General features: G+C 64.5%; 17 protein-coding genes and 1 pseudogene. 7 read left to right on the forward strand and 11 right to left on the reverse strand.

What is annotated here, in order from left to right; translation table 11 throughout:
• Positions 1–512 precede the first annotated feature (512 nt).
• The 5 genes from OIE68_RS00650 to OIE68_RS00670 form a co-directional block, all read right to left on the reverse strand.
• The gene (locus tag OIE68_RS00650) at positions 513–2,171 is read right to left on the reverse strand and encodes an ABC transporter permease (protein WP_327097423.1); all 1,659 of its coding nucleotides are present in this window, start codon (positions 2,169–2,171) and stop codon (positions 513–515) included.
• A complete protein-coding gene (locus tag OIE68_RS00655) occupies positions 2,168–3,106 on the reverse strand; it encodes an ABC transporter ATP-binding protein (RefSeq protein WP_327097424.1) in 939 nt (312 codons plus the stop codon). The genes OIE68_RS00650 and OIE68_RS00655 overlap by 4 nt, the downstream gene beginning before the upstream one ends.
• Positions 3,107–3,156: 50 nt before the next feature.
• The gene (locus OIE68_RS00660; protein WP_327101544.1) at positions 3,157–3,813 is read right to left on the reverse strand and encodes a TetR/AcrR family transcriptional regulator; all 657 of its coding nucleotides are present in this window, start codon (positions 3,811–3,813) and stop codon (positions 3,157–3,159) included.
• Positions 3,814–3,906: 93 nt separating this feature from the next.
• Entirely contained in the window at positions 3,907–4,044 is a 138-nt protein-coding gene (locus OIE68_RS00665; RefSeq protein WP_327097425.1) for a hypothetical protein, read from the reverse strand.
• A gap of 133 nt (positions 4,045–4,177) precedes the next feature.
• Entirely contained in the window at positions 4,178–4,600 is a 423-nt protein-coding gene (locus OIE68_RS00670) for a nuclear transport factor 2 family protein (protein ID WP_327097426.1), read from the reverse strand.
• Positions 4,601–4,699: 99 nt separating this feature from the next.
• Here OIE68_RS00670 and OIE68_RS00675 point away from each other — a divergent pair, with 99 nt between their 5' ends.
• Positions 4,700–5,410 carry a winged helix-turn-helix domain-containing protein gene (locus tag OIE68_RS00675; RefSeq protein WP_327097427.1) on the forward strand — a complete coding sequence of 237 codons (711 nt, stop codon included), beginning with the start codon at positions 4,700–4,702 and terminating at the stop codon, positions 5,408–5,410.
• A gap of 55 nt (positions 5,411–5,465) precedes the next feature.
• Here the strand turns inward: OIE68_RS00675 and OIE68_RS00680 are convergent, their stop codons facing one another.
• Positions 5,466–5,846, reverse strand: a complete 381-nt coding sequence (locus OIE68_RS00680) for a hypothetical protein (protein ID WP_327097428.1) — start codon at positions 5,844–5,846, stop codon at positions 5,466–5,468.
• A 122-nt stretch (positions 5,847–5,968) separates the two neighbouring features.
• Between OIE68_RS00680 and OIE68_RS00685 the strand changes: the two genes are divergently transcribed.
• The 3 genes and pseudogenes from OIE68_RS00685 to OIE68_RS00695 form a co-directional block, all read left to right on the forward strand.
• A complete protein-coding gene (locus OIE68_RS00685) occupies positions 5,969–6,568 on the forward strand; it encodes a TetR/AcrR family transcriptional regulator (RefSeq protein WP_327097429.1) in 600 nt (199 codons plus the stop codon).
• A gap of 306 nt (positions 6,569–6,874) precedes the next feature.
• On the forward strand, positions 6,875–7,594 hold the full coding sequence (locus tag OIE68_RS00690; protein ID WP_327097430.1) for an alpha/beta hydrolase: 720 nt from the start codon (positions 6,875–6,877) through the stop codon (positions 7,592–7,594).
• Between the two features lie 383 nt (positions 7,595–7,977).
• Positions 7,978–8,037, forward strand: a pseudogene (locus OIE68_RS00695) (hypothetical protein); the annotation flags it as partial.
• A 168-nt stretch (positions 8,038–8,205) separates the two neighbouring features.
• Here the strand turns inward: OIE68_RS00695 and OIE68_RS00700 are convergent.
• The 4 genes from OIE68_RS00700 to OIE68_RS00715 form a co-directional block, all read right to left on the reverse strand.
• Entirely contained in the window at positions 8,206–9,033 is an 828-nt protein-coding gene (locus OIE68_RS00700; RefSeq protein WP_327102060.1) for a hypothetical protein, read from the reverse strand.
• 656 nt (positions 9,034–9,689) lie between these two features.
• Positions 9,690–10,649 (reverse strand): endonuclease/exonuclease/phosphatase family protein, encoded by a 960-nt coding sequence (locus tag OIE68_RS00705; RefSeq protein WP_327097431.1) that lies wholly within the window; start codon positions 10,647–10,649, stop codon positions 9,690–9,692.
• A 140-nt stretch (positions 10,650–10,789) separates the two neighbouring features.
• Complete coding sequence (locus tag OIE68_RS00710; protein ID WP_327097432.1) at positions 10,790–11,074, reverse strand: hypothetical protein; 285 nt, start codon at positions 11,072–11,074, stop codon at positions 10,790–10,792.
• A gap of 54 nt (positions 11,075–11,128) precedes the next feature.
• Positions 11,129–11,482 carry a hypothetical protein gene (locus tag OIE68_RS00715; RefSeq protein ID WP_327097434.1) on the reverse strand — a complete coding sequence of 118 codons (354 nt, stop codon included), beginning with the start codon at positions 11,480–11,482 and terminating at the stop codon, positions 11,129–11,131.
• An 18-nt stretch (positions 11,483–11,500) separates the two neighbouring features.
• Here OIE68_RS00715 and OIE68_RS00720 point away from each other — a divergent pair, with 18 nt between their 5' ends.
• Positions 11,501–12,076, forward strand: coding sequence for a DUF3885 domain-containing protein (locus OIE68_RS00720; protein ID WP_327097435.1), 576 nt, complete (start codon positions 11,501–11,503; stop codon positions 12,074–12,076).
• 23 nt (positions 12,077–12,099) lie between these two features.
• Here the strand turns inward: OIE68_RS00720 and OIE68_RS00725 are convergent, their stop codons facing one another.
• Positions 12,100–12,951 carry a cytochrome P450 gene (locus OIE68_RS00725; RefSeq protein ID WP_327097436.1) on the reverse strand — a complete coding sequence of 284 codons (852 nt, stop codon included), beginning with the start codon at positions 12,949–12,951 and terminating at the stop codon, positions 12,100–12,102.
• 163 nt (positions 12,952–13,114) lie between these two features.
• Here OIE68_RS00725 and OIE68_RS00730 point away from each other — a divergent pair, with 163 nt between their 5' ends.
• The gene (locus OIE68_RS00730; RefSeq protein ID WP_327097437.1) at positions 13,115–13,492 is read left to right on the forward strand and encodes a hypothetical protein; all 378 of its coding nucleotides are present in this window, start codon (positions 13,115–13,117) and stop codon (positions 13,490–13,492) included.
• 66 nt (positions 13,493–13,558) lie between these two features.
• The gene (locus tag OIE68_RS00735; protein ID WP_327097438.1) at positions 13,559–15,697 is read left to right on the forward strand and encodes an ATP-binding protein; all 2,139 of its coding nucleotides are present in this window, start codon (positions 13,559–13,561) and stop codon (positions 15,695–15,697) included.
• The last annotated feature ends 352 nt before the right edge of the window (positions 15,698–16,049 follow it).

A 16,049-nucleotide genomic window follows, 5' to 3' on the forward strand; every position in this document is an offset into this window, starting at 1 on the left:
ACCCTGGCGCGCTCGACCACCCGAGTCAATTCTCCCTCGCACCAGAATGCATCGGTACGTCGATCAACCGCCTCTCAGATCGAGCGACCTGAGTGCGGCTGGTACGTCGAGAGATCAACCATAGTGATCCGATTATTAAGGACACCACGGTCATAAATATCTCGGTAAGAATAATCATCTCGCAGACAACGAATACTGTATTCATGGCGAGCCCCTTCTATTCAGGCTGTGTGCGCGGATGACTCCCCCACAAAGTTAATTCTGGGCCGAACTTCCATCGGCCGTATTCTGGCCGCGCAAGGGAAGATTGCAACTCGCCGAATTATCGAGTACTGCGGATTGTCGGGCCGTGAAGTGACGTCGATGTTGGTGGCCTTCAGATCTTCGGGATTTCTTGATGCCCTGAACTGCAGTCTTCCATCGCATATGCCGACCATCCGATCGGAATAGCTATCACCGGTGTCGTGCGGCCCTTGGAGCCAACGCTCCAAGGGCCGCACCCGGGATACTACTCAGCGCAGGTCGCGGCGACGGAAGCCGAAAAGCCCCACTGTGACAGCCATTGCTGCAATCGCCGCCAGGATCATCACCGGGGCGGCGGCGAATGATGCCGCGGGCAGCTTCGGCAGGTGGCTGTATGGGTCGAGGTTCAGAACCCATTGCGGCATACCGGAGATGGATCCGAGCAGGAACAGGGCGAGCCCGCCGGTGAACACGCCCCACGCCACTGGTGTCCACCGGGGCAGCAGCCCGAACAGCAGCACAGTCGCTGCGGTGAACAGCCAGATAGCCGGAAGTTGTACCAACGCCGCGCCGAGCACCCGCGGGAGTTTGCCGCCGACATCATGGGCCGCCAAGCCGTAGGCGAGGCCACCGACGCAACCCGAAACCAACAGCAGCACTATCGGTCCCCCGAGCGCGAATACCAGATGTGAAGCGGCCCAGCGGATCCGGCCGATCGCTCCAGTGAGCACGGCCTCGGCACGGTCGGCGGTTTCTTCCGAATGCAACCGCAGCGCAGCCGAAATCGAGTACGCGGCCGCGGCGAGGCCGAGCATGGTGTACACCATGGTGACCACCGAATCCTCGAGCACCTGCGAGCCGCCCATTCGGGCGATCATGTCGCGCATGGTCTGATTGGAACCCAGCTCGTCTCCGATGCCGTTGATCACGCTGCCGAACATCAGAGCGTACAAACTGAGCCCCACGCACCAAGCCGCCAGCGTGCCACGCTGCATCCGCCATGCCAGCCCGAGCGGCCCCGCCAGCGCGGAACCCGCCACAGGTGCGCCGGACCGCTCGGCGATCAGCCCCGCCCCGAGATCGCGCCGGGACAGCAGAAGATAGGCTGTGACGATCAGCACCGCAGTGGTCGCCGCGTGCAGCAGCAGAATCCACCAGTGATCGCCGGCGAACGGCCGTACCTGCAACGACCAGCCCAGCGGTGACAGCCAGGTGAGCACGTTTGTGGGGCCATCAGCGGCGCGCGCATCACCGATCGCACGCAGCGTGTATGTGCCCGCCAGCACGGCGAAGGCGATACCGCGCGCGGTCCTGGCACCGGCGCTGAGCTGTGCGGCCACCGCGGCGACGGCGGCGAACACGATGCCCGAGGCAGCCTCGGCGAGCCCGAACGCCAGGGCACCATTACCGGGGACTCCGGCGCCCTTGATGCTGGCAGCACCGATCAGCCCGGTGGCCAGCGCACCTCCGCAAGCTACCGTCAACGCGGCAGTAAGGCTCGCGAACCGCCCGACCTGGGTCGAGGCGAGCAGTTCCCCGCGTCCCGTCTCCTCCTCAGCTCGAGTGTGGCGGATAACGGTGAGAATCGTGGCGATCGCGATGAGCGTGTGAAACAGCCCAGCCTTCCACACACCCGCCGCACCGAGCGTGGTGTTGTAGATCGGTCCGTACATGGCCAACTGCGCCGGGCTGGACAGGATCGAGTTCGCGAGGTCGGCCAGATCGGCGGGGGTGTTGATCAGCTTCTCGACACTCTTGACGTAGACGCTGCCCAGTGGGACCGACAGCAGCAGCACCCACAGCGGCAGCACGATGCGGTCGCGCCGCAGATACAGCCGCAGCAGTTGCACGGTTCCGGCGAAAGCTGAGGCGCCGCGCGCGGATTCGGCGAATCCGTAGTGCGGGCGCGTGGCAGTGGCGGTTGTCATTTCGATGCCTCCGCGTAGTGGCGGCCCGAATCATTCCTGCCGGCGTCGTGCCCGTCGAGCGAATAGTGGCGCAGGAAAAGCTCTTCCAGTGTCGGCGGCTGGCTGACGAGGCTGCGCACACCGGCATCACCGAGGATTCGGATGAACTCACCCAGATGTTCGCTGTCGACCTGGCAGCGCAGCGTGTGGTCGTCGATGCTGACGTCCTCGACTCCCGCGATCCGGCCGAGATCGCCCGGATCACCGATCATTTCGGCCTTGATCGAGGTGCGACTCAAATGCCGCATCGACGCGAGTGTGCCGCTCTCCACCGTCGCGCCGGCCCGGATGATGGTGACGCGGTCACACAGCGTCTCTACCTCGGACAGGATGTGGCTGGACAGCAGCACCGTCACCCCCCGATCAGTAGCCTCCTGGACGCATTCCCCGAAAACCTGTTCCATCAACGGATCCAGCCCCGAGGTGGGTTCGTCGAGCATCAGCAGATTCGCGTTCGAGGAAAACGCCGACACCAGGGCGACCTTCTGCCGGTTGCCCTTAGAATAGGTGCGGGCCTTTTTTCGCGGATCCAGCTCGAAACGCTCGATCAATTCCTCGCGACGATCGGGATCCAGGCCGCCGCGCATACGAGCCAGCAGATCGATCGTCTCACCGCCGGACAGCGTCGGCCATAGCGTGACATCACCTGGAACATAAGCGATTTCGCTGTGCAGACCAACCGCGTCGGCCCACGGATCGCGGCCGAGCACACGCACCTCACCCGAGGTGCGGGCCAGGATTCCCAGCAGAATACGGATGGTGGTCGACTTGCCCGCCCCGTTGGGGCCCAGGAAGCCGTGCACTTCCCCTTCGACGACCTCGAGGTCGAGACCGTCGAGAGCGTGTACCTGTCCGAAATGCTTGCGCAGTTCGCGGACGACAATTGCCGATGACATCGAATCTCCTTGAGAGACTGAGGATCAATATTTGTATGTAGAAATTGGGATCACTGGTCGGCGAGCAGGGCGTCCAGCACCGTCGAATCGGTGAACAGGCCGTGCGTGCTCATCTCGACCGCTGGCAGCATCATCTGGTCGGCGAACTCGCGAAGCGCCTTTCGATAATCGAGCTCCCCGTCATGCCTAGCCGCGTGCAGCTGCAGGAAGAAGAAGAACCCACCGCCGCTTTGGGTCGCCAGATAGCGGGCCATTGACTTGAGATCCGTTGGTGAGCGCAAGGTCCCAGCCTCGATGCCGATCGCCAGATACGCCTCGACGTCGGCCACCATCTGCTCGAACCACGTCACCAGGAGGGCACCGCCCGCCTGAAAGGTCCGCATCAGGTAGGCAATGAGCGGCGCGTACTCCTCGATCTCCGTGAGCGCTTGCAGCGTCGCAGTCGGCGAAGGCTCCTGCACGTACTCCGTCTTCGCTGTCCGGATGAGCGAACGAACATACTCGTCGCACTCCGCTCGAAGTCCATCCTTGGACCCGAAGTGATGATTCACCAACCCGGGCGACACACCCGCCGCCCGCGCGATCGCTCGAACACCGACTCCGAACCCCTCTTCGCCGAATACGACGATCGCGGCATCCCGGATACGGGCCCGAGTATTCAGATCCGCGGGCGGATCCTTCCGGTACGGTTGCTCTCTTAAACGCATGTTTAATATGCTAAACACATGTTCAATCATCGCGCAAGTGTCAAATCCAGGAGGCGGAGCCGTCGAAGATCAGCAGCGACTGCCGACGCATTACTACGGCAGGCGCAGGCCTGCCAGCAGTTTGGTGAGGATCGCGAGAGTCTGTTTCCGGACCGCGTCGGGGGCCTGGGCGTCGGCGACGGTGAGTGCGCCTATCCGGTGTTGGGGAGGGGTGGTCGTGTTAGCGGGCATTCGTGGCGTGCAGGGAAGCGTGGTGGCGGCCGAGTCCGATGGTGCGTGCCTCGTGCGCTTCCGGTGCGTTGAATGGTCGTGGGCGCCACAGAATTTCGTCTCCGGCGCCCGCGACCTCGCCGATCATCGCTGGTTACTTCGAGTGCGCTCCGTTGGTGAGCATTCCGACGCTCACCCAGCCCCAGTAGACGCGGTGGTGGGCGATGAGGCCGTCTCGGATTTCCATCACCTCCACGATGTCCATTTGGTCACCGTCCGGGGACTTGCGGGGGTATTCCCAGGTGAGTCGGCTTCCGTCGGTCAAGAAGCCGACGCGGTACCGGCGCCGTTCAGCGGGTTGGTGGGCGAACACCTTGTCCACGAATCGCCGCAGGTTATCTCGGCCGCGCACCACACCCTCCTCGGTGCCCAGCAGATGGCAGACCAACGGACTTTCCAACGTCGCGTCGGGCTGATAGAGCGCCATTGCGGCGTCGAGGTCCTTGGCGCCCAACGCATCATCCCAGGCGGTGAAGATGTACTCGATCTGCTCGGCGGTCGTCGTCGACTCGGTCATGGCCGTCTGGCCCTTTCTGTGCTGGTGGTTGTGACGGTGCGACGGTAGGTCGGCGATGTTTTGGTCGGGAGCTAATCGTGGTTGTGGCACGGTTGCGGCATGACCAGTGAACCGGACGAACAGCGGATGCTCGATCGCGATCTCGCGCCGGTGGCAGCGCTGATCGGCGATCAGACCCGGGTCGCCATCCTCGCCGCGCTGGCCGAGGGGCACGCACTGCCGGCGGGTGAGCTCGCCCGCCGCGCCGGAGTGCAACCGGCGACTGCGGCCGCTCATTTGCGACGGTTGGTCGAGGGAGGCCTCGTACTAGTCCGCGCGCAGGGCAGGCATCGTTACCATGAGCTGGCCGGACCGCAGGTCGCCGCCGTACTCGAAGCTCTGGCGCAGCTGGCCCCGGCGACACCGGTGCGTTCGCTGCGCACCGATCGTGCTGCCAGGACTCTCACCGAGGCCAGGACCTGCTACGACCATCTCGCCGGTCGGCGCGGCGTCGAGTTACGCGACCGCTTGGTGGCCGCTGACGCCCTACGGTTGATCGATGACCGAGACCACCAGCTCACACCGGTTGGGTGGCGGCTGGCCGGAGCGTTGGGAATTGATCTGCGGGCGCTGAACAGCACTCGGCGAGTGTTCGCGCGGATCTGTGTGGATTGGACACAGCGGCGGCCCCATCTGGCCGGTGCACTGCCCGCGGCGCTCACCGACCGATTCCTCGAGCTGGGATGGTTGGCCCGGACAACGGGGCGGAGCCTGCGCGTCGCGCCCGATTACGATCAGCGGCTCGACACCTGGTTATCCAGATCGAGCTGACCGCCGACCCGCCCACCCGCGAGGTTCCTCAACCGTCGTTGTCGACGTGGACGTATCACCGGATCGGTGGCCGGGCTCGCTTCGGAAGCGCTGCCAGTCCAGCGAGGGCGAACAATGCGGCGCCGCCGCCGACCACGGTTGCACCGCTGGCAGTGACACCACCTCGGCGGCCGAGCAGTACCGCAGCGGTGTCGGCCGCGTCGGCGAGCACACCGAGTTGCAGCCCGACACGTTGAACGGCCGGGTCGGAGCTCAGTGTTGCCAGACCGAGCGCGGCATCTCGAATGCCGAACATTCGTGCGACGACACCGCCATCGGCGTCCTGCCCTGCGACGCCGAGCGATCGGCGGGTCATCGCCGGCTGCGCGAACGCAGACAGGCCGATCGCAAGCCGTGCGATCCCCAGCCCGCGGATGAGCATGGCGCGTTGTGTCATGGCGACTCCTAAGTTCGGAAACCGGGTGGCGATTCAGCAATGGCCCAGTTCTAGCGTCTGCGCAATCCTACGATACCATCGGCATCTATGATTCTGACAGTATCAGATGTACTATGCGTACCGTGAATGACGTCAAGCCCCAACGCCTGGAATATGTCGAGCAGACTCGTCAGGCGGTGGTCGAGGCAGCCGAACGGCTGTTCGTCGAGAACGGCTACTATCAGACCTCACAGGATGCGGTCGGGGCCGCCGCGCGATTCACCAAGGGCGCGGTATACCGGCACTTCAAGGACAAGCAGTCGTTGTTCGAAGCCGTATTCGAGCGGGTCCAGACCGAGACGGTAACCGCGCTACTTGCGGGCGCCCCCACGGTCGGCGACGATTGGCAGTGGGGTTTGGAAGCGATCGCGAAGTACCTGCAGGCATGCACCGAGACGCGGTACCGGCGGATAGTGCTCGAGGAAGGCCCGGCGGTCCTCGGCTGGTCGAGGTGGCGCGAACTGGACCAGCGATACGCCGGTCGCCTTCTGGAGCAGGTCCTCGATGAACTCATGGACAAGCAGGTGTTGCCGCGCTATCCGGCCGACCTGCTGGCACGTCTGTGCTGCGCCCTCATCGGCGAGGGCGCGCTGACCATCGCGGACGCCGCGGACCCCGAAGGCGTCCGGAAACAAACTCTCGCGATTCTCACCAAGCTGCTGGCCGGCCTACGCCTGCCGTAGTGACGAGCCGCCAATCGCCTGCCCAGAACCGGACATACACATCGCCACCAATCGACAACCGCCGATGCCGTCCGGCCCCGCAGCGATCTGCTCGGATGTCCCGGCGGACGGCAGCAAGATTGTCACGCTGGGACGGTTCGCGGACAGCGCCGCCCGCGATGTCCGCTGCAACAAGTGCTGATCGTGGTCGAGCATGAGAATCGTGACGCGTTCGATAAATATCGCAACGATCCGGCCTAACAATGAAACTCATTGAAAGACAATAGATTTGATGCTAGTAGATCGGAATCAGACAGGGTGCGGAGCATGAGCGAACCAGACGATATCCAGGTTGAACGGCAGGACGACTTCGACGTTTATCGGCCACAGAACGCAATAGGGCCGTTACCTCTCGTGATACTGGTGCACGGGCCAGCTCCTGCCGGCAGGCGACCGCGTGACTCTCCGTTCTTCGGCGGCTATGGCAGATTGCTCGCCGGGCGAGGTGTCGCTGCTGTGGTCGTGGATGTGCGATACCAGGGAGTGGACGACTGGGCGCCGGGCACGGTGTGGCCACCGCATGCGGACTGGACCGGAACCGCGATATGGCTGACGGCCGTTGTGGATCGCGTACGCGGCGTGCCCGGAATCGACCCTGACCGAGTGGCGATCTGGGCGTTCTCTGGTGGTGGGATGCTCACCGGCTCGTGGCTGACCGAATCACCGTCGTGGCTACGCTGCCTGGCCCTGACCTACCCGGTGCTGGCTGATCCGTTCTCCGGCTCGACCACCCCCGCTGCATGTGACATGGTGCGTCCTGGTCGGCCGATCGTGCTCACCAGAGTCGGACGTGAGCGGCCAGAATTCCAGGCGACCGTGGACCGCCTTCTGGCCCGTGCTGAGGAGGTCGGCGCCACCATAGCCGTGATCGACGTACCCGACGGTGAACACGGCTTCGACGCCTTCGTGCCCGAGTTGGCATCGTGTCAACCCGTGCTGACCGCGATCGCGACTGTTGCGAAACACTTCAACCCGGAAGATCTGTAGTCGCACCGTCGGCCTGCCTCCGCAGTCGAACAGCGATCCCGTCTCGGCGATCGAGGGCGGAGGACGGATGATCAGGTCGACCTGACCGACGCCTCCGTCCGCTGGTGGCTGGAATCGCCACTGCACCAGCGAGCATCTCATCGACCGGCTGACCACACCTGCTCCCTGGTTACCGACCGGCTCGACAGTCTGTCGACGTTCATGAAAATACCGTGCTGAGATCGGGTGTCGTTCACGGAATTCCGCAGGGTCGCGTTAACGTAATTCCCAGTGGGAAGGCGGTCGGCGGCGGGTCCTCACAGGTAAGAGAGGCTGTGCTCCCATCCGAGAAGGCCGACAATCTCTACGAGCTGGTGTCCGAACGCACCGCGGCTGGCGGATCGATGATCCTGACCTCCAACAGGTCTCCGGTCGACTGGTATCCACTGTTCCCGAATCCCGTTGTCGCCGAATCACTTCTGGACCGGCTCATCAACACCAGCCACCAAGTGTTCATGAACGGACCTCATACCGGCCCAACAAACGCCCCGGCGCCTCGAACGAACCGGTGTGGCGCAAACCCGCTACCGGACAATAGCTGGCAGCACGACCTGGGGCCTGGCCAAGCCAGGTCAGGCCCCAGCCCCGTCGAGGCTCGTGCCGAAATGGTTCAGGAATTCCTCGTCGGCGCAGGTAGTCCAGTCGTCGCTGGCCCAGAACGTCCAGCCGTCATCAGGGCCTGTGCCCATGCGGATCGAGGTCTCGACCGGCTTGTTCCGCCAGCACACCTCGACACGATGCAACTGTGAATCGTGGGCGGCGATGTAGTCGGTGATCGCGGTGGGAAGCCCGATGTCCGGCCAGTAGTAGCTGAGCCAATCCTCGCTGATCAGCCAATTCGTCTGAGCGTCGGTGGTCGAGGTCGTAGTCGGCACTCCCGGATCGACAAGCAGTGAGAACCAGTCGCGGTTGTTGTCGGCAAACCGGCGGCATGGCCTGGTGGCCGAGTGCCAGCCGGTGGGAGTCACCGACCATCCCGGCGGCGCAGGTAGTGCAGGCATTGGGTCGAAAGCCGGGGTCAGCCGGATCTCGTCGAACCAATAAGGACACCGACGGGGTATGGGGTCGGCTGTGTCGGCGGTGCGGCACATGAGAACGTCGCCATCGGGCAAGACGCAATCGTAGTTCCAGCTGATATGGCCTCCGGTCCAGCGGACCCAGACCGAACTCAGCTGGTCCCCGAACTGTTCCCACAGTTCCTCGACTGCCCAGCTGGCGCCCCATCTGGCACCGAACTGCACGTCGATCGAGGTGGTGGTTGTGCGATCCCACAGCGGTACGTTGTAGGTCTCACCGCGATTCATCTGCAAGAGCACCTTGAACAGGTCGGCACTAGTAAGGTCGCGTTCGCGTTCGGGTCGTTGTTCGACCCGAACGAACACCGTCGATATGTTGGCCATCGCTCACCCCTTTCGGGTCCGTCGCCTTGCACCAACTAGATTGCCAAATCCTCACGCCGGCGTGGACATCAAACCCGATGGACGCTTCCGGCTCGACATGACCACTCGCCTGGACCTGACCCGGGAACGGGTTGCGGGCTGAGAAACTTCCGGGTTGCGGCGGGTGTCGCGATGTAGCGGTAGTCCGCGAATCCGTGTGTTCGGTTTGGCGGTACACGACCTTCTCCAGGCGCGGGAAGGCGTTAAAACTGAGTTCACAACGGGATTTCGCGGCAGACAGGATCCAGAACATGACCTCGATAAGCAAGCTGGCGGTCGTCCTTGTGGCTGCTGCCGTCTCAGTGGGGGCGGTCGCCGGCTCCGCGTACGGCGGGCAGGAGACGGCAGTGAACAGGCATGAAGGTGTGGCAGGCTGCATCCGGTGGTGGTGGACCGACAACGGCACGTCGACGACCACCATCCAGTGGCACAACCTATGTCCGAGCAGACAGAATCTGATGGTCTCGTGGCGGAACAATCGGACGAATATGGATCCAGACAATGTGATGTACGGAATTCCGGGCGGTGACGAGGGCTCCGACACGTGGGCGGGCCTTCCGATCTCCTTCAGGCAATTATGAAACACATCCACCGCCCGCCCACAGTGCGATTCACTCCTACTGCCTTGCACGGTTCAGGCGGATCTGCGCTACCAGGGCGCGGTGGTCTGCGCCTGGTAGGTCCACTGTCTCCACCGCGACCGTTCGCCCCTCGGCGACGAGGATATGGTCGATACTGACCAGGGGCGGGCACCGTTTGTCGGTGGGATAGGTGACCAGATGTCCGGCGCCGGCCTGGACGGCGGCATCGCCGAAACGTCCTGACAACATCGCGCGGTACTGCCAGTGATTGTAGGTCGCGTTGAAGTCACCACCGACGATTACCGGCCGATCCGATGGTGACCGCTCGAGGATTTCGCGCAAACGGGACAACTCGTCGGCCCACACCCGGGTGCCGAACACCGGTGGTACCGGATGGAAGGCGTACAGCGTGACCGGTCCAGCGCCCGGAATGTCTCCGGTCGCCGAGAGCTGGTTCAGCACGAACCCGTCATACTCAACAGTTTCCGACAGCGGGTAGCTGCTCCAGATTCCCGTCCCGGCCGCGGTCCTTCCCGGGGAGAGATACCGGTGCGGCAACACTTGGTCGAGCCCTGCACGGCCAAGACCCTCAACCGCCGCCGGAGTGAGTTCGTTGACGGTGAGCACACCGATGTTTCGTGCGCGCACCTGATCGACCAGCGTCGCTGGATCCGCTCCGTCGAACAGAAGATTGGCCTGCATCACCATCACCGCAGGTCCTTCGACGCCACCTGAGCGATGGACGTACAGCGGAGCTTGAGTCCACACCGCGGCGGCCACGACAACGACCGCCGCCCCCACACTGATCCAGCGTCGCATGGCTACAAATGCCACAGTCCCAACGAGCGCGGCACCCATCAAATACGGCGCACCCGAAGCCGCCAAGACCAACACTCGAGACCCCGACCAACTGAAGTGCAACGCGACCCCCGCAGCTCCCGCCAGGGTCGCAATCCACGCGAGCACGCCGCCACCGACCCGAACCAACTTCGACATCACACCCAACAGACAAACACAAGTCCCACAACACATGTCGATGGCCAACCGGAGACAGGAGACCAGGACGGGCGAAAACGCGACTTACTCCGCACCGGCCCTTGGTCAGGATCTGGTCCGCTGAGCCGGTGCCAGATGTATTACCCGCGGTGAGGGCGTAACGCTGCGAAGAGACCGAGTACGGCGACGACCACCAGCCACACTGTTGCTCCGAAGCCCGCGGTGCCGACCGTTCCCCACAGCATGATGAACGGCCCGTATTCCGCCACGCGGGCCCAGTATCCGCAGGGGCCCACATCTTCCGGGATGGTCGCGCATTCGGGGTGGCCGATGGCCGCGAAGGCCAGGGTCGCGAGCATCGGAATCGCAACGGCCACACCGAGTACGATCGCCAGGCTTGCGATGGGGCGGGAGAGGACTGCCATGCGGTCAGACCCTAATGCGCGGCCGGGGGCGATTTCCACGCGCACCCGCAGCCATCAAGGGGCGGCCAGTTCCTCGTACCAGTAACCCAAGTCGGTCAGCAGTGTGTCCAGGCGTACCAGCACATCGTGGCGCAGCTGCTCAACCGAGTCGTCGCCGGAGACCATGCACCCAGTCCGGTTGATGACATCCACCGGGAAGATGGCGACCTGGCCGGTCTCGGCCAGGTCGCCGGTGAACATCACGTCCGCGTTGGGGAAGGCGGCCATTTGATCGCCTCTGCTGTGGGCGCGGCTGGTGGGACGCAGCACCACTGATCGGCCGTCCAGGTCGGTTTCGTGGGAATCGTCGTAGGCGATGTCCGGTGCGGGGATCTGGACGTCGTGGAGTTCGCGGGCGTGAAAGATCAAGTGGTGTACCGTAACTCGGTGCGTGAGAACGATCTGCTACGCCGCTGGGAAGAACTCTGGCCCGCATGCCCACCGATCGCCGATGCGCTGAAAATGGCCTATCCGGATCGGTGGGTACGGTTTCACAGTCTGCCGGAATCCAAGCGGTATGCCGACAGCGCGGACGACTACGCGATCGTGCTGGACCGATACAACACGATCCTGGACGAACTCTTCAGCGGCGAGGACATTTACATCATCACGGCAGACGGGTCCGAAACCCCCACTCCGGCACGGCGTTCCCACACAGCCGCCAGCTTGCACCCGGGAGCCCGGTATTGGACATCCGTGCTCGAGGATCCGGATCCCGACGCCCCTTGGTACTGGCACCTGTACGTCAGCGAGAAACCTTGGGAGCGTGGTTGTCTCGATGAGCTGCTATGTGCCGCCGCCGACGAGGTCACCGTCGGACTGCTGATCACCGACACCGCGCTACAGCAGCTGCACCATCCCTACGACGGTGGCGCCGACGTCATCCTGGCCACGACCGACGAACGCGATCGGCTGCGCTGCAGGCACGCCGAATGGCTGTCATCGGAACCGTCAGGACTCTGAACTCGAGGCCCCGGAGCACGGCGTCACTGGTGCCCTGCGGCGGTCCAGTGGTGACGCACCACGGCCCGTGCGCCTCTACCCGGCGTCAGTGAAATGTTGTGGGGTAGGGCTCGTTCTGGTTCGGGATCCGCCGGAGCGAGGTCCAGGTGGCTGAATACGGTGCGGAGCACCGCCGTCATCTCGACGAGGACGAGTCCTTCGCCTATGCACCGGCGCTGTCCGCCGCCGAACGGTATCCAGGTGTGGCGTCCGGGCGGCCCGCTCAGGAAGCGCTCGGGCCGAAAGGCGCGCGGTTGGTGGTGCCACTGTTCAGAGTTGTGTACCAGGCCGGCCACCGCAGCCACCGAGATTCCTGCTGGCAGAAGGTATCCGGCGAGTTCGACCGGCTCGGCCAGCTTGCGGCCAGCGGCGAGCAGCGGTGGGCGCTGACGTAGTACCTCGTGAGCGACCGCATTGAGGTAGCCGTTGTCGCCGGCGTGCACGGCCGAGCGCACCCGGGCCGGCATGCCTGGTTCGTGGAGAATCCGTTCGAACATCCACGACAAGGCATCGGCGGTCGGCGCGTATCCACCCAGAAACAGGTCCACCACCTCATCGCGCAGCTGCCGGTCGGTGGATGCGTTTCCCTCATCGGAATCGACCAGCGTCGACAGCACGTCGGTACGCTCGTCCAAGGTCGATGCCCGGCGGCGCCGTGCAATTTCCGCGAGAATCGGCTTGTCTGCCCGGTCCAGGTGACCTCGGAACCATTGCAGCGGACCCACCCGGCGGAGCCCCGGTACGAGAAGCAGAGGGTTCGGATCGGCGAGGGCAGGCAGTACTTCCCGCAACTCGGACAGCCGCGCCGGTTCGGCCGCGCCGAAGAGGACATCCAAAGATGACCTCTCGGGCAATCACCTGCATGTGCGGATGCAGAGCGAATGGCCGTCCAATCGGCCACTGACGCAACTCTTTCGCGGTGACCGCTTCGATCATCTCCGCATGCCCGGCCACTGATCTCGCTCGGAACGACGGCGACAACAACCGCTTCATCCGACGATGCTCGTCCCCGTCCCGAAGGCCGAGGGCGGCGCGGCCGAGGATGAGGCCGAGCCCTGCGACGGCGTTGAACTCACCGGCGCGGAAGACCGCGGGATCGCCGGTGAGCATCTGCTCGATGGCGGATGGCTCGGAGACGAGGACGATTGTCCCGAATGGGGCGATCCGCAGAGTGAAGCAGCCACCGTAGCGGCGCCGGCAGGCATCGAGAAAGGGCTGCCGGCGTCGCCAGGCCAGCATGGTCTGCACGGCCGGCGGCAGCTGCGGGCCCGGTGGAAGCCCGGTTGCGGCGGGCGCGGCGTCGGCGGGCTGAGAAGTCATCGTCACACTCCGATGTCGGGCGACCTGGTGAGCAGTCGCATCTGCAGCACACGATGACTCGGCCGATTGTTCATGTGCCAGATCAATTCCTGCTCATTGTGGGCGGCCAGCTAGCCTGGAGGTGTGTCCCGTATCGCGGACCGGATACAGCAGGTCCGGAGGCAGCGGTTCGTCGGCCGGACTGCCGAGACGGCGTTTTTCCGTGCCGCACTGACCACCGAAAGTCCCTTGTTCTCAGCTGTTTTTGTCCACGGAGAGGGCGGTGTGGGAAAGACTGCGCTGTTGCGCGTGTGGGGAGAGATCGCCGAGGCGGCGGGAGCCGTCGCCGTTCGAGTGGATGCCCGAAGCGTGGAGCCGTCGCCCGTGGCATTACTGGCCGTACTTGCCGCGTCGCTGGGGCTCGAGCAGGGGTGTTCGCCGATCGATGCGTTGGCGCGCGGGCCGCGGCATGTCCTGTTACTTGACCCCTACGACTCGCTGGCGCCGATCGACGAATGGATCCGTGAACGGTTCCTGCCGGAACTGCCCGGTACCGCACTGGTCGTCATTGCGAGCCGAAATCCGCCGTCACCGGAATGGATCTCCGATCCTGGATGGCGGGAATCCCTCCGATCGGTCCCGCTGCGAAATCTGCCGCCGGAGGACGCGCGATCGTATCTGCGCGTCGAGAAGGTTCCCGAACCCCTGCACGACCAGGTACTAGCGGCCACACATGGGCATCCGCTGGCGTTGTCCCTGCTGGTAGACGTGATACGGCAGCACGACCGGGATCACCGAACGATCGCCGAGGTCGACCTGCGTGACACACCCGACGTGGTGCGGGTTCTGATGGAGCGCATCATCGCGGCTGTTCCGAGCCCGCGGCACCGGAGGGCACTGGAGGTCTGCGCCCACACGAGAGTCACCACCGAAGAGACCCTGCGCGCGGTCCTCGGTGGTGACGATGCCGGTGAGCTTTTCGGCTGGCTGCGCAGGTTGTCTTTCGTCGAGGAGGGTGAGACAGGGGTGTTCCCGCACGAGCTGGCCCGCGACGTCATCGACGCGGACCTGCAGTGGCGTGATCGGGCGAGCTACACGGCCATGCACCGCAGGGTGCGCCGTCATGTTCTCGGGCACCTGAAGCACGATGCCGGAAGGGTGCAGCAGCAGGCGGTCGCAGATCTGGTTTTTCTGCAGCGGGTTCATCCGCCCATCCGCGCCTTCATGGACTGGTCGAGCCTCGGCTGGCATTATCCGGACACACTGGTACCGGGTGATCGCGAGGCTCTGCTGGACATGACGCGGCGGTGGCAAGGGTCGGAATCCGCCGAGCTGGTGGCGTATTGGCTGGACCGCCAGCCGCATGCCTTCGTTATCGTTCGCGGCCACAGCGGTCCACCCCTCGGGTTCGGGGCCCGGCTGCGCCTGCACGAGGCCACCGCAGCGGACCTGTCCGCCGACCCCGGTGCGAACGCGATGTGGGAGTACGCCCAGCGGCACGGTCCGCCCCAGCCGGGTGAGGAGGTTCTCGCGAGCCGCTTCTTCATGGATCGCGATCTCTACCAACAGCCTTCACCGTCGTTCACCGTCATCACCATCGGCTACATGCAACGCAGTTTGGCCAACCCCCATGTGCGGTGGGATTTTCTCGGCGGTTACGAGAGCGTGGATCCGTTGTCGCCACTGTTTTCCTATGTCGACTATCACCGTGCGCCGGAAGCCGACTACCGAGTGGGCGACCGGCACTACCAGGTGGTCGCCCGCGACTGCCGGCACGGCTTGGAAGCGTGGCTCGATCTGCTGGCCGAACGAGAGGTCAGCGGCTACGACCCGTCGACATCGCCGGTGGCCCATCCCGTTCCGGCAATCACGTGGTCGCGGCCGGAATTCCGCGAGGCGGTGCGTCAAGCGCTTCGTGACCTGCACCGGATCGACAAGCTGGCGCAGAATCCACTGCTTCGAACCCGGCAGGTGCAGAATCAGAGCGGCGCCACATCCGCCGCAACCGCATTGGCCGGGATCGTTCGCCAGGCGGCGGAGACGCTCCGCGAAGATCCGCGCGACGCCAAGCTGTTTCGGGCGATAGACCGAACGTACCTGCGACCGGCAGTCACACAGGAGCGGGCCGCCGAGGTACTGGGTCTGCCGTTCAGCACCTACCGGCGGCATCTCACTGCCGGTGTGGCGCGGATCGTCGACCTGCTGTGGCAACGCGAAGTCCACAGGAGCCGGGAGCCAGGGCTACACCTGCGGCACCCGGCTACCCGGTCACCGGGCCGCTGAGCAGACTACGACCGCCCGGCCACCGAACTGACATGGCAACGCACAACCGAGTTTCGCGCCGAATCCGGACCGAGCTGAGCCGTCGCGAACTCTGTCCGGGCCGGTGAACGGACCGCAGCACGACGAATTGGGCCGCGAGGTCAAGCTGTACGGAATAACGGCGTACGGGCTGGCCAAAGGTGTTGCATCGGCTGGTGGTCAAGTTTGCGCGCGGGCGGGTCTGGCTCGCAGTGACCGCCTCCGTCGTGTCGGCGCCGAGAGGAGATCACCGGTTGGATCGCCGGGGATATGCTCGACGGCGGCCCTGCTGTCTCGTGGCGGATACGCGCACGCACGGGCATTCGACGCAACC

It is taken from the genome of Nocardia vinacea, assembly GCF_035920345.1.
In the GTDB taxonomy this organism is placed as follows: Bacteria; Actinomycetota; Actinomycetes; order Mycobacteriales; family Mycobacteriaceae; genus Nocardia; species Nocardia vinacea_A.